This window comes from Haloarcula sp. Atlit-47R, assembly GCF_003665985.1.
GTDB lineage: Archaea > Halobacteriota > Halobacteria > Halobacteriales > Haloarculaceae > Haloarcula > Haloarcula taiwanensis.
Window position 1 is genome coordinate 416,548 of sequence record NZ_QPLQ01000003.1, and the last position, 12,438, is coordinate 428,985.

Annotated in this window: 17 protein-coding genes; 12 read left to right on the top strand and 5 right to left on the bottom strand. The window is 59.8% G+C overall.

Translation table 11 applies throughout. The annotated features are described in order from the left end of the window. Positions 1–5: 5 nt before the first annotated feature. Positions 6–368: a hypothetical protein gene (locus DVK00_RS21785; RefSeq protein ID WP_199722349.1), complete on the bottom strand. Its 363-nt coding sequence runs from the start codon at positions 366–368 to the stop codon at positions 6–8. Positions 369–425: 57 nt separating this feature from the next. Between DVK00_RS21785 and DVK00_RS14170 the strand changes: the two genes are divergently transcribed. Next, positions 426–785, top strand: coding sequence for an FAD-dependent oxidoreductase (locus tag DVK00_RS14170; RefSeq protein WP_199722351.1), 360 nt, complete (start codon positions 426–428; stop codon positions 783–785). A 9-nt stretch (positions 786–794) separates the two neighbouring features. On the opposite strand, the gene DVK00_RS14175 is transcribed toward DVK00_RS14170, so the two are convergent. Genes DVK00_RS14175 through DVK00_RS14185 form a run of 3 tightly spaced genes read right to left on the bottom strand, consistent with a single transcriptional unit; the run spans position 795 to position 2,365 of the window. Further along, positions 795–1,505 carry a type 1 glutamine amidotransferase gene (locus DVK00_RS14175; RefSeq protein WP_121537187.1) on the bottom strand — a complete coding sequence of 237 codons (711 nt, stop codon included), beginning with the start codon at positions 1,503–1,505 and terminating at the stop codon, positions 795–797. A gap of 40 nt (positions 1,506–1,545) precedes the next feature. Next, positions 1,546–2,118, bottom strand: a complete 573-nt coding sequence (locus DVK00_RS14180) for a DsrE/DsrF/DrsH-like family protein (RefSeq protein ID WP_101351546.1) — start codon at positions 2,116–2,118, stop codon at positions 1,546–1,548. Position 2,119: 1 nt separating this feature from the next. Next, the gene (locus tag DVK00_RS14185; protein ID WP_101351547.1) at positions 2,120–2,365 is read right to left on the bottom strand and encodes a sulfurtransferase TusA family protein; all 246 of its coding nucleotides are present in this window, start codon (positions 2,363–2,365) and stop codon (positions 2,120–2,122) included. A gap of 249 nt (positions 2,366–2,614) precedes the next feature. On the opposite strand from DVK00_RS14185, the gene DVK00_RS14190 reads away from it, so the two are divergent. Genes DVK00_RS14190 through DVK00_RS14205 form a run of 4 tightly spaced genes read left to right on the top strand, consistent with a single transcriptional unit; the run spans position 2,615 to position 5,979 of the window. Continuing rightward, complete coding sequence (locus tag DVK00_RS14190; protein ID WP_121577894.1) at positions 2,615–3,808, top strand: MBL fold metallo-hydrolase; 1,194 nt, start codon at positions 2,615–2,617, stop codon at positions 3,806–3,808. Between the two features lie 6 nt (positions 3,809–3,814). Next, positions 3,815–4,306 carry a YeeE/YedE family protein gene (locus DVK00_RS14195; protein WP_121577895.1) on the top strand — a complete coding sequence of 164 codons (492 nt, stop codon included), beginning with the start codon at positions 3,815–3,817 and terminating at the stop codon, positions 4,304–4,306. Further along, positions 4,306–4,776, top strand: a complete 471-nt coding sequence (locus tag DVK00_RS14200; protein WP_101351550.1) for a YeeE/YedE family protein — start codon at positions 4,306–4,308, stop codon at positions 4,774–4,776. Before DVK00_RS14195 ends, DVK00_RS14200 begins: the two co-directional genes overlap by 1 nt. Before the next feature lie 21 nt (positions 4,777–4,797). Further along, the gene (locus tag DVK00_RS14205; RefSeq protein WP_121537193.1) at positions 4,798–5,979 is read left to right on the top strand and encodes an inorganic phosphate transporter; all 1,182 of its coding nucleotides are present in this window, start codon (positions 4,798–4,800) and stop codon (positions 5,977–5,979) included. Positions 5,980–5,988: 9 nt separating this feature from the next. On the opposite strand, the gene DVK00_RS14210 is transcribed toward DVK00_RS14205, so the two are convergent. Continuing rightward, on the bottom strand, positions 5,989–6,828 hold the full coding sequence (locus DVK00_RS14210) for a universal stress protein (RefSeq protein WP_121537195.1): 840 nt from the start codon (positions 6,826–6,828) through the stop codon (positions 5,989–5,991). 378 nt (positions 6,829–7,206) lie between these two features. Here DVK00_RS14210 and DVK00_RS21790 point away from each other — a divergent pair, with 378 nt between their 5' ends. The 7 genes from DVK00_RS21790 (at position 7,207) to DVK00_RS14240 (ending at position 12,409) form a co-directional block, all read left to right on the top strand. Continuing rightward, complete coding sequence (locus DVK00_RS21790; protein ID WP_170084266.1) at positions 7,207–7,368, top strand: hypothetical protein; 162 nt, start codon at positions 7,207–7,209, stop codon at positions 7,366–7,368. A gap of 3 nt (positions 7,369–7,371) precedes the next feature. Further along, entirely contained in the window at positions 7,372–8,400 is a 1,029-nt protein-coding gene (locus DVK00_RS14215; protein ID WP_101351553.1) for a sulfite exporter TauE/SafE family protein, read from the top strand. A gap of 402 nt (positions 8,401–8,802) precedes the next feature. After that, positions 8,803–9,090 carry an amphi-Trp domain-containing protein gene (locus DVK00_RS14220; RefSeq protein WP_101351554.1) on the top strand — a complete coding sequence of 96 codons (288 nt, stop codon included), beginning with the start codon at positions 8,803–8,805 and terminating at the stop codon, positions 9,088–9,090. Positions 9,091–9,308: 218 nt separating this feature from the next. Next, positions 9,309–9,575 (top strand): helix-turn-helix domain-containing protein, encoded by a 267-nt coding sequence (locus DVK00_RS14225; protein ID WP_121577896.1) that lies wholly within the window; start codon positions 9,309–9,311, stop codon positions 9,573–9,575. A gap of 432 nt (positions 9,576–10,007) precedes the next feature. Beyond that, positions 10,008–10,598: a hypothetical protein gene (locus DVK00_RS14230; RefSeq protein ID WP_101351556.1), complete on the top strand. Its 591-nt coding sequence runs from the start codon at positions 10,008–10,010 to the stop codon at positions 10,596–10,598. A gap of 51 nt (positions 10,599–10,649) precedes the next feature. Continuing rightward, entirely contained in the window at positions 10,650–11,486 is an 837-nt protein-coding gene (locus tag DVK00_RS14235; protein WP_101351557.1) for a DUF4870 domain-containing protein, read from the top strand. 38 nt (positions 11,487–11,524) lie between these two features. Beyond that, on the top strand, positions 11,525–12,409 hold the full coding sequence (locus DVK00_RS14240) for a DUF6498-containing protein (RefSeq protein WP_121537201.1): 885 nt from the start codon (positions 11,525–11,527) through the stop codon (positions 12,407–12,409). The last annotated feature ends 29 nt before the right edge of the window (positions 12,410–12,438 follow it).

The following is a 12,438-nucleotide window of genomic DNA, read 5'->3' on the forward strand; positions in this document are numbered from 1 at the left end:
GGCTGTCAGTCGCGGTATCGAGTGAGGACGAGGACTAGCAGCGCCACAACTAGTACCACCTGAACCGCCTTGTCAACGTAGCCGACAAGCGTGTAGTTGCCCGCTTTTATTACCAGCCACAGCGGGATCTGGACGGCAGTGTACGGTATCGCCGCGATGGCAAGCGTGCGCCTGCGGATGCCGCGGACGTATAACGCTGCGCCGCCGAGAAAGCCCAAGCCAGCGAGCACGAGCGGCGGTGCACCCTCAACGATGCCGGGGTAGATATGCGTTATAGCAGTAATGACTACGAGAACGACGACTGCTCGCTCGAGCGTGGCCAGCGAGGCGACTCGTCCACCGGTCGACTGCGACTGTGTCTCTGTCATGTCACAGCCGACACGCGAAACCAGCATATATCTGTGGTTGGCACACGACAACAGACCATGCCAGCACTCGACAGGCTAGTCGGCGAGGATGGACTGGAAGCCATCCGCACTAAAGCGGGCGGACGAATCGCTGTTGATGGTCTGTTCGTCGCCCTGGGCACCGCTGGTGGCACCGACATCGCGGAGGCACTCGGTAGCCCGGTCGAGGGCGGGGAACTCGAGACCGCACCCGACCAGTCGACGGCAGCCGACCGAGTATACGCGGCCAGCGACGTGACCGGTGGTCAGCAACAAATTTCCACGTCAGTCGGAGAGGGCGCTCGGGCAGCGATGGACCTGCTTGAGGATTTTCGTGGGGCCGATTACGTCGACTACAAGAAGATCGGCGACGCGACGGCACTGACGGCGGAATTCTGACGTACCGAGTCAGTCGAACCGACCCGACCGCCGCTGATGGGTGGCGACCAGTCCGAGGAAGTTCTCGAACACCGTCCTCGCCTCCTGAGCGGCCGCGACCGACTCATCGGTAATCGTTGACGTAACTGCCGCTCGCCGGTCGTCGGTGAGGTCCTTGTTGCCGATGACCCACTCGGCCGTCTCGCGGTCGTACTCGGGGTGGAACTGGACGCCGTAGCGCGTGCCGAGTCGAAACGCCTGTATGCCGTACTCGTTTCGTGCCAGTTCCACCGCGCCCGCAGGCAGTTCGGCGACCCGGTCGGAGTGTGTCTGGAACGCGGTGAACGACGACGACATGTCTGCAAACAACGGGTCCTCGCCTCGACGATTGACTGTTCGGTAACCGAGTTCGTGTTCGCCCATGTCGACCACGCGCCCGCCGAGAGACTGAGCGAGGAACTGGTGGCCCCAGCAGATCCCCAGAGCCGGGACGTCCGCGCGGTGTACAGCCCGGACCCACGACGTGAGGTCGTGAATCCAGCCGTGGTCGTCGTACACCGATGTCTGTGACCCGCTGATGACTACGCCGTCGTACCGCCAGTCGCCGCCCGCGGGCACCGGTGGGAGATGACCATCGCTGATTTTGTACACCGCCGTGTCGGCGTTGAGCGACCGGGTCAGGTTTCGTTCTGCGGGTGTCTCACCGACTGATGCATCAACGATTGCGAGTGTCTGGTTCATTAGTAGGGTCCGTCAGAAGCCGCTCAGTGGCTTTCGTCGCTCAGACGAGCAGTTGGATGTCGGACTCGGCCATGTGCTGGAGCGCGGTGGCCGCGCCGACGCCGACAGTGACGTCATCGTGGAAGTCGTCCTCGTCGTAGTCCATCAGCTCGATAGTCATCTGACACGCCTGCAGTTCGACGCCCTGGTCCAGCGACAGCTCGATGAGTTCGTCGATCGTCGCCGTCCCGTTGTCGTCGATGCGCTTTTCCATCATCCGCGTCGCCATGCGGTCCATGCCAGGCAACGCCGCGAGCGCGTTCGGCATCGGCATGTTCGGGTTACCGACAGCCGACAGCTGGAGGTCCCCGGATTTCTCCTCGTGGAGGATATCCAGTCCCCAGAACGTGTGGAACACGACGACGTCCCAGCCGAACGCGGCCGCGGTGCTGGCAAGGATAAGGGGCGGATACGCCATATCGAAGGTCCCCTGCGTCGCGATGATGGTCATCTTCTTTTGCTCGTCGTCGGCTTCCAGGTCGGCGACGGTCTCTTCGAGTTCTTCGATGCGAGCCTGTAGCTCCGCCTCGGTCATCGAATCGTCGTCACCCGCCGATGGTGTGTCCGTGCTCATTTTAGGCCGTCTTCTCGACGTAGTGTTTGTACACGTCGCCCTCGTCGACCTGTTCGAGCAGCGCCACGCCGTTCGTTCCGTCGGCCCATCCTTTGATGTCACTCATACTGCCGCTGTCGGTCGCGATGACCTCCAGTACTGAGCCCTCTGCAAGGTCGTCTATCGCCTGTTTCGTCTTGACGACCGGCATTGGGCACGATGCACCTTTCACGTCGAGCGTCTCCGCGATATCGAATGCTTCACTCATTGTTGGAAGGACTCCATCTACTGTATTGGAGCTACTGCACAATATCAGTTCGACAGTTAAAGTGTTTTCGATTATTGCACAATTCTGGCACGACAAGTACTGGCTGATCGATGCGATAAGACACTACAGAACACCTAAAACCACTATCCTCTATATACTTCCGAGTGGTTGCTGCATTAGTATTGTATGTTTTAGGGATTTCTATACAAACCCTTTTATGCCTCAACCCTGTAGCAATGAGTGTACTACATGAACGCTGAAGACTTCCCGACGCCGGACGCAGACGTCGAATCGGTCACGCCTGAGACGCTGAAATCGCGCATCGACGACGGAGAGTCGGTCACGATCCTCGACGCGCGTATGTCTGGGGACTACGAGGAGTGGCACATCGACGGGGAGAACGTCGAGTCCATCAACGTCCCGTACTTCCATTTCCTGGAAGACGAGCTGGATGCGGACATCATCGCGGACGTTCCGGATGACCGCGAGGTCACGGTTCTCTGTGCCAAAGGGGGTGCCAGCGAGTACGTCGCTGGCACGCTTGCGGAACGCGGCTACGACGTGCACCACCTCGAAGACGGAATGAACGGCTGGGCGCGCATCTACGAGACCGTCGAAGTCACCGACTACGACGGGGCTGGCACACTGTTGCAGTACCAGCGCCCGTCCTCTGGCTGTCTCGGGTATCTGGTCTACGACGGCGGCGAAGCCGCCGTCATCGACCCGCTGCGGGCCTTTGCCGACCGATACTTCGACGATGCTGACGAGCTGGGCGTCGACCTGAAGTATGCGCTCGACACGCACATCCACGCAGACCACATTTCGGGGGTCCGGGAACTCGATGCGGCGGGTGTTGAAGGCGTCATCCCCGCAGCTGCTGTGGACCGCGGGGTCACCTACGCCGACGACCTGACGACTGCCGAGGACGGCGACACCTTCGAGGTCGGCAACGTCACCATCGAGACTGTCGCGACGCCCGGCCACACGACCGGGATGACTTCGTATCTCATCGACGAGAGCCTGCTCGCCACCGGTGACGGGCTCTTCATCGAGAGTGTCGCCCGGCCGGACCTCGAAGAGGGCGACGAGGGTGCGCCCGACGCGGCCCGAATGCTCTATGAGTCACTGCAGGAGCGCGTGCTGACACTGCCTGATGATACGCTCATCGGTGGCGCGCACTTCAGCGACGCGGCCGAGCCGGCCTCCGACGGCTCCTACACCGCACCCATCGGCCAGCTCGTCGAAGAGATGGACGCACTCAGTATGGACGAGGACGACTTCGTCGAGACGATTCTGGCCGATATGCCACCGCGACCGGCGAACTACGAGGACATCATCGCGACGAACCTCGGCCAGAACACCGTCGACGACGAGGAGGCGTTCACGCTGGAACTCGGACCGAACAACTGCGCGGCGAGCCAGGAATCGCTCGCGGGTGACTAACCGTCGATGGTAGCTGATCCTGTCCCGCTGCAACTGGCCGCCGAGCTGTTCCCCAACGGTATCAGCCGGTACGCCATCGGCGGCCTCTTCGTTGGTCTCGGCGCGGCGGTTATTTACGTGGGCACCGGCATCAGCGCCGGCGCAAGCACGTTCCTCGAATCGACGCTGTCGTACGTCTCCAGTCAGTCGCGCTTCCAGAAGTACGTCGCCTCTCGAGACTGGCGACTCGTGTTCACGCTCGGCATCATCCTCGGCGCGGCCGTGTACGCGGTCGTCTATCAGGGCGGCGCGTGGACGACAGATGTCGCCTGGTGGCGGCTGTTGCTTGGTGGGCTCTTCGTCGGTGTCGGAACCCGCGTCGGGAAAGGCTGCACCTCGGGCCACGGCGTCTGTGGCGTGGGGTCGGCCTCGAAAACGTCACTGGCGGGCGTCCTCGCCTTCCTGCTGGTCGCGATACTGACTGCACAGGTGGTCGCCGCGCTGGGGGTGACACCGTAATGGCGACATCGACGGACCGACACCCGTTGTTCATCCCGCTCGTGCTGGTCGGCGGGCTCATCTTCGGCTTCGGCCTCGGCTACAGCCACATGGCCCGCCCCGAGGTTGTGCTGAACTTCCTCCAGTTCGAGGACTTCGGTCTGTTGTTCGTGATGTTCGGTGGCGCGGCCGTGACGGGAATCGTGTTCTTCGTCATGCCGCGCGTGCTGGACCGGGCACCGCTGACCGGCGACCCGTTCGAACGGCGGCTGAAGTCTTTCGACCGGAACGTGCTTATCGGTGGCGCAATATTCGGCGTCGGCTGGGGGCTCTCCGGAATCTGTCCGGGTGCCGCATACGCCAGCCTCGGCATCGGCAACGTGACCATCCTGTGGGCGCTCGCGGGGATGTTTATCGGTGCGTACCTGCAGGGCTGGTGGCGAAGCCGGGCGACCGATGGCGTCGACCCGTCCCCCACGGGAGCGGACTGACTTTCACCTACGGGTTTTAGAATGGAACTCCAGCTTCTCGCGCTCTTCTTGATTGCCGGTCTCGCGAGCCTGTTCATGTCGTGGGTCATCGGAGCCGGCTCCAGCGGCGCAACACCCTTCGCGCCCGCTGTCGGTGCCAACGCCATCTCGACGATGCGGGCGGCGTTTGTCGTCGGCATCTTCGGGCTCGCGGGTGCGGTGACACAAGGGGCGAACGTCTCTGAAGCGGTCGGACGCGGCCTCGTCGGCGGCGTCACCCTCCCCGCTACGGGGGTCATCGTTGCGCTGCTGGCCGGCGCTGGGCTGATGGCCGTCGGCATCTACACCGGCTACCCCATTGCAACGGCGTTTACTGTGACCGGCGCAATCATCGGTGTCGGGATGGCTCTCGGTGGCACCCCTGTCTGGGGGAAGTACCAGCAAATCGGTGCCGTCTGGGTCCTGACACCGGTTGTCGGCGGCGGGTTCGCCTACGCCATCGCGAGTGTGCTGCCGCGGCCTGATGTCCCGGAGGCGGCCACGGTTCCAACGCTCGCGGCGCTGGTCGGCGTCGTACTGGCCAACGTCGAGTTCGCGTTTCTCGGGCCCGACGGCGGTCCCGGCTCGCTGACGAGCCTCGGCCCGCGACTGCTCGACATCGACGGCGTCGTGGCAACAGTCGCCCTCTCCGGCACTGTTGCAGCCGTGGTGTGGGCCGCGGTGTACCGAGACATCCGCCACGACGAGGCGGGCGGACTCAGACGCGTCCTGCTGGCGCTCGGGTCACTGGTCGCCTTTTCAGCCGGGGGGAGTCAGGTCGGTCTGGCGGTCGGTCCGTTGCTCCCACTGCTGGACGATGTCGGTGTACTCTCGCCAGCGGCCGTCCTGCTGGGGGGCGGCCTCGGAATTCTGGTCGGATCGTGGACCGGTGCACCACGGATGATAAAATCGCTCGCACAGGACTATTCTTCGCTGGGCCCACGGCGCTCTATCGCCGCGCTCATCCCCTCGTTCCTCATCGCGCAACTCGCCGTCTTCCTCGGTGTGCCGGTGTCGTTCAACGAGATTATCGTCAGTGCGATCATCGGAAGCGGTGCCGCAGTCGGCGGCAGCGAGGCGGTTGACCCACGGAAGATTCTGGTCACCGTGGGTGCGTGGGCCGGGTCGTTCACGCTTGCGCTGGCCGTCGGCTTCGGGTCTATGACCGCAATGAATGCGTTTTGAACGCCGGTTTCAGGCGGTTCGCGGGGGCGGGACGAGGTAGACGTTTCCGTTCGCCCGCGCGACAATATCTTCGGAGACGCTACCGAGCAAGAGCCGACGCATCCGGCTCCGGCCACGAGAGCCGACGAGCGTCGTCGTTGGCGTCACGGACGCTTCGACATCGAGAATCGCCTCGGCGGGGTCGCCACGGCGGATCTCGACGGTCGTTTCGATGTCCCACTGCGCCAGTGTGTCCGCGAGTGAGTCAAGACGCTCGGACGGCTCTTTTTCGGTTGGCGCATCTTTCGGTGATTCGACGTGGACGAGCGTCGCTTCCTGCGTCGCGTGACGGAGATACTGAAACGCGTCAAAGGCACGCGCCGCGTTCTCGGAGAAGTCAGTTGCATAGAGCACCCGCTGGAACAGGTGCTCCCTGAGTACGTCCGGCTCGTCGGTACTGCGTTCGATGCGGTTGACCAGCAGCGGCACCACCGTGGTTCGCGCGAGGTTCCGGGCCGTGGAGCCGATGACGCGGTTGTCCAGTGGACTCTGCCCTCTGGACCCGATTATTGTCATGTCGGCTTTCTCTGCCTCTGCGATACCATTGATACGGCGATGGGGTGTCCCACGCACGACGTGGGTCTCGGTCTCGAACCCAGCGTCTTCCATCACGTTCTGGTACCGCGTGAGGCCTTGCTCGCGCCGCTTGCTGAAGTTCATCCCCGGCATCCCTGCGTGGACGTTCGATGGGATGACGGTGACAAGGTAGATCGTATCGACACCGATGCGTCCGAGGCACTCGAGACACGTCTCGTTCTGTATCGCCGCTTCACTCGCCGCCGAGAGGTCTGTCGCATAGATGGCTCTCATACTTGACGATACGCGACCGGTTACTAATATTGTTTTGATTGCACAATACATCTGAGTGCGTGTTGGGAATCAGGGCTGCAGTCTCACCTGACATCCGGTCGGTTTCGGGAACTACGCCGCACTGGTCTGCACTTCGAGCAACGCAACGGAGGAGCGCGCTCAACTTTATTACGGGCAAAATATAGGCTTTTGAAGCGGGGCCGGACGTGGTCAATATCCACATAACCTATACAGATATCCCCGTGGGATAGCGGTGTGATACTTGTCAATAATATTGTCCACCAGTCCCAAAACCGTTATCAGTACCCTTCGTCTAGGATAGGTCGAGTAGAAAAGTATGATATATGCACGACAGCACAACTTCGGAGGCGAACTTCCATGGTAGACCTCGCGGCCTTCACATCGATGGGCGCAGGCGGCATCGACGCGGCGATGCTCATCGGCGCGGTACTCCTGGAGGCGGCCATCCTCTACGTCGGGTACGGAGCAGTGGAAGAGGTATTCGGACAGCGTGTCGTCGAGCGGTTGCGAGGGGAGTGACCGATGGAGATACTTGGACTCAGCCTGGCGATGGTGGTGTTGTTTGTCGGGTTCGGCCTGCTCATCGGCGTTCTCTTTGGCTTCTTCGGGATGGGTGGATCGTTCCTTGTCACCCCGGCGCTCCTAGTGATGGGGTATCCCACCCGAGTCGCCGTCGGAAGTGGGCTCGCGTTTGTGTTCGGTACATCGGTCATTGCCACACTGAAGCACAGAGACATGGGACAGGTCGATTACAAACTGGGAGTGCTGATGATCGCCGGGACGACTGCCGGCATCGAAGCCGGGAAAGAGATTGTCCTCCATCTGGAGGCGCTCGGGCTGGCTGGCAGTATCATCAGCGTCACGTACGTCGTCCTCCTGGGCGGTATCGGCGCGTTCGTCACCTACGAGGCACTTCGAGGTGGCGATAGCGGCGAGGGGATTGACCACGATGCCGCGGCGGGCGACATCGACGCCGACGACATCCCGGAGATAGCTAAAACGATTCAATCGTACCGCATCCCGCCGATGATATCGCTCCGTGGCGGCGTCAGCGTCTCCCTCTGGATGATACTTGGTGTCGCGTTCGTCACCGGCTTGCTTTCGGGCTTCCTCGGTGTCGGCGGCGGATTCATCCGTATGCCCGCGCTGTTCTATCTCATCGGAGTTCCCGTCCCCATCGCTGTCGGGACTGACCTCTTCGAGATTGTCTTCTCCGGCGGACTCGGGAGCTTCCTGTACGCGCTGGACGGCGGTGTCGACCTCGGTATCGTGCTCCCACTGCTGGCGGGAAGCGCCTTTGGGGCCCGCGTAGGGTCCGCTGCGACGAGCATCGTCGACGAGGATGAGATCAAGGTGTACTTCGGGCTCATGTTGCTCGGTGGGGCTCTCGCCGTCGCAGTCCGTGAAATCGGCAACGTCTACAGTATCGACGCCCTGAATACGGTCAGTCTGGCGCTCATCCTTGGTTCCGCACTGCTGGTCAGCGGTGCTGTCGTCTACAGCAGCATCACTGCGCTCCGGGAAGAGAGTCAGTCGTCATCGACCGTGTGAACATATTATCGACAGCCCGTTAATCGGTACAGTGCTGTTCGAGGCAAACATCAACAAAGTAATAATTCCGGATATAGCCACCAGCTAATCCATTCCTCGAAGACTGGATTGCTGACATACTTTATCGGCGCTGAACCGTTATGGAAAACAGACCGATCTACCGCCTGTTTCTCCACTCTTCGAGAGTGGCGATGTGATCATCGCTCGCTTCGAACGATGCTACGTCCACAGAATGGTGGTCTGTCATCGTTTGCATATCGGATTTAGTACACCCAGCGATACGATAACTGTCCCGCGCTGGGAATAGAACAAGATTTTTTCGAGAGAAGAGACCGAAGCCTGTTCGTGATGTAGTCGTCTGGAGGGCGGGTTTATTTGGACAGCCTGTGTACTACTTCCCGTATGCCAGAAGAAGTGCTGTTCAAATCGGAACGTGACCAGAGTCGAGAAGAGATTGCATCGTACCTCCGGACAGTCGCGGACAATCTCGACAGCGGGGCTGATATCACTCTGAAAGCAGGCTCTGAGACCGTAACACTGTCTCCCCCTGCTCGACCGACCTTCGAAGTCAAAGCTGAACGTGAAGGGCCGGCAGGTAACATGACCGAGCTGAGTGTCGAGTTCGAACTCGAGTGGGACGAGAGCGATGCTGAGGACGGCGGCGGAAGTAGTCAGTTGGAAATCGAGTAACATCCCGCACACGCCGAAATACTGTCAAGTATGTTCAAGCTGCTGGTCACATTCAGCCTACCTATCGCTCACATCTTGCAGTCTCGATACGACAGAGAGTAGTGAGTAAACGATGCAGTTGATATGGGTGACGGATTCACCGTCCTCGCGGACACCTGCACCAATCAACGTCACGAGTCGCGTGACGCCGTGGTCGTTCATCGCGGAAAGTATACCTCATCGGGAAGGCCCATACACTGGCGGTTCTTAGCGCGTTCGCGTTCGCCGAGGAGCCGCTCCGGTTTAGCGATCTTGAGACCCACCTCGATGTCGCGCCGAGCACGCTCTCGACGCGGCTGAAAGAGTTGAACGAAGCAGGGTTACTCGGCCGTAAAGCCTACAACGAAGTTCCACCCCGCATGGAGTACACACCGACTGCAAGGGCGGAATCGCTGTTTCCCGTGTTTGCGCACCTCCACCACTGGGCAATCGAGTACGAACTCTAAGGCCGATTCCTGAAGCAATACTCGAAGTCTACGATTACCGAGAGTCGAGGAGAAAGCCCCGTGCTTTAGCGCGGGGAGGATGTCGGTCTGTCTCCAACGCGAAAGGTGTGTCATCGACAGGGGGGAACCGTTTCGTCGCTTTGTTGGCGATCCAGACCAGCACGAACTGCTCTCGGCTTTGGTAGTCGTCTCAACACAGCCGCTCCCGTTGAGAGCGCTCACTATTCGTGGTTCCACATCCTGTTGGGAGTCCGCGGCTCCGAACCTCCGTCAGTTTGTTTTTTCAGAGGCTGCATCCCAACTCGGTGTCGTATGGTGGTTTCTCAGCTACTGAAGATAGGCGCTCTCCGTTTCACGGCCGTCAAATTGCAGTTCAAGGGGATGAAATCCTCGTCTGATTTTAATTATCCCCGTCAACTATCCGACGGTACCGTGTCCGCGATTCCAACCTGGATCGATGAACGGATTGACCGGAACCTCGACAACACACTCACACAGGAACACGTCGTCGAGACGATGCTTGCGTCCGATCGACCGTTCTTTTCGATCCGTCAGCTGCATGCGCGCATCAAGCCTGAGGTTAGTCGGGCCACGGTTCGGAACCGGCTTCAGGAACTACAGGAGATCGACGTTGTCGCAACTGAGACGTATCCTGACTCGATCAGCCTGTACTACATCAACCATCCAGAGTCGGACTGGCCGGTATCGCCCGAGGGCAAACATGCGCTGAACGCAAACACCCCGCTGGATCGGCTCTCCACTCGCGGATTCCTTACCTTCTCGGACACGGCCGGAATCCGCACACTTGTGCTCGCTGGGTTCCAGTTGAGCCTTGTCATGTTCGCACTCGGTGGCGTCCTCACGGTCGCTGGGACTGACGTGCGCGGGACCCAAAGTGACATCGTTCTCTGGGGCACCGCGTTTGATCTAGTATTCGTGAGCATACTGTTGCTCGTCACCGAACGGACTGTTCGGTGGGTTCGTGACAGATACGGCCCACTGAACGTCCTGCCGTCGACCTAAGCAAAGTGAATCAGAGATCAGTACCACAGTTCAAAGCCTGCCACGCAACCCATGTCCTCCACACCACCCACGCCCGGACCCAAACTGCTCGATGACCGCTCACTCAGTGGAATCCTCATCCATTTCTTCGCGATTCCAACCGGTGTCGTCGGAGCTGGACTCCTGTACCTCCTCGCCACTGACGAATTCACAAAGCGAAACGCCCGTAATGCACTTGACTGGCACCTCACCGTGTTGCTGATAACAGCCATCACGCTCGGCTCTTTCCTCACTTATGCCGAACTTACTGGACAGGGCATCACCGATGTTTCTGTTCTTCCGTCGTCCGTGTCGACGATTGCCGGTATCGCTATCTCCGGACTTTTTGCCCTTTGGTTCGGTGTCACGGTTTGGACATTCGCCGTCGGACTCATTGCGATGGTAAAAGCCATCTTCGGGACAGCATGGCGGTATCCGTTTTCGTTAGCTCTCGTTGAGCAGCTTGAATCACGTATCGATCTCCCCGGAGGATGGCCGCTTGTTATATTCGGGTATGTCGTCCTATCACCACTCGTCATCTGGGCCGTTTTCTTTGCTTCAACAACTGATCTCGTGTCGATTCTTTCTGCTTTCGGACTTGTCGGACTGATACTGGTTTTGACCCCGCTAACAGGGGTCGCAATGTATCTTCATAGCCGGGGAGATTGGCTCCGAGAGACCACTCAGCAGCCATACCTTCTCGCACACGTCGGCATTCCTATCCTTGTCGCTGCTATCGGCTATGCAGTTTCACTGGAATTCACACAGTCCATATACCCGCAAGGCGATGCGATGTATGTCTTCCTTGCTGCATTCTGGATGTCCGCAATCGTCTACTTGCTTCGATGGTGGACGAGACCATCAAAATAGAAACACAATTATCTCAGCCGCACTGACACCCCTTCTGGATGTCTTCAGCGGCCCTCCAGCGACCTGCTGACCGGCAGTGGCTCACACTGACTCTTGTTCTTGTCTCGAATTCACTTCCGGTAGCAGGAGTCGTGGTTCTGGGATGGCGTGCAGCCGAAATACTGGTCCTCTACTGGATCGAGGTCGTCGTAATGGTGGCTGCCTACAGCGTGGCAGCACTGTTCGCGAAACAGCCAGTCGTCCTAAAAGACCGCGAATTCTATATCGTTGGCTACGGGAGACGCGAGGAGATCAACGAGGACAACTGGAGCGGCGAGCCCGAACCGATGGACAGGCTCAAAAGCGTGTTTCCGGATGCAGTCGAGTCGCGCCTCCCCCCGATGTATCGGCGGAACTTCCCTGTTGTCGGACGGTCGCTGGCCGTCGTGCTGTTTCTCGCCATACTGTGGGGCTATCTAACTAACACCCTGTCGAATCCGGTGACTGCCCTTCGGTCACCGACTGTCATACTCGGATCACTGCTAGTCTGTACGTCGCAACTCGCTGAACTCCGACGGGAGTATTTCGTACCGAGGACGTACGAAGACTGGTCGGCATATATGACAGTTGAGGCGGCACAGCGGGTCGTTGCCTTTTATATTATGCTGGCGATTGTCGTGGTTCCTGTGACTATTATCGGCCTGTTGGTGCTCGGACTCATACTCGATCTGGTTTTCGGTGGGCTCGTTATTCCTGACGCTGCGGGTGGTGCGTCCGGACTCGATCTATCGGTTTTCGCTCCTGTGGTCGTTTTCTCAGCGGGGAAAGCCGTGGTCGACTGGTCACGGCGGGCCGTCGGCATCCGAACCGATGCGGACGGGCTTGCAGGCTGGTTCACACCGGAGAACCCGCACCTCCGTGAGTGGGAGCAAGAGCGTCGATGAATTCACAACCTCCCATGAAATTGCTCACC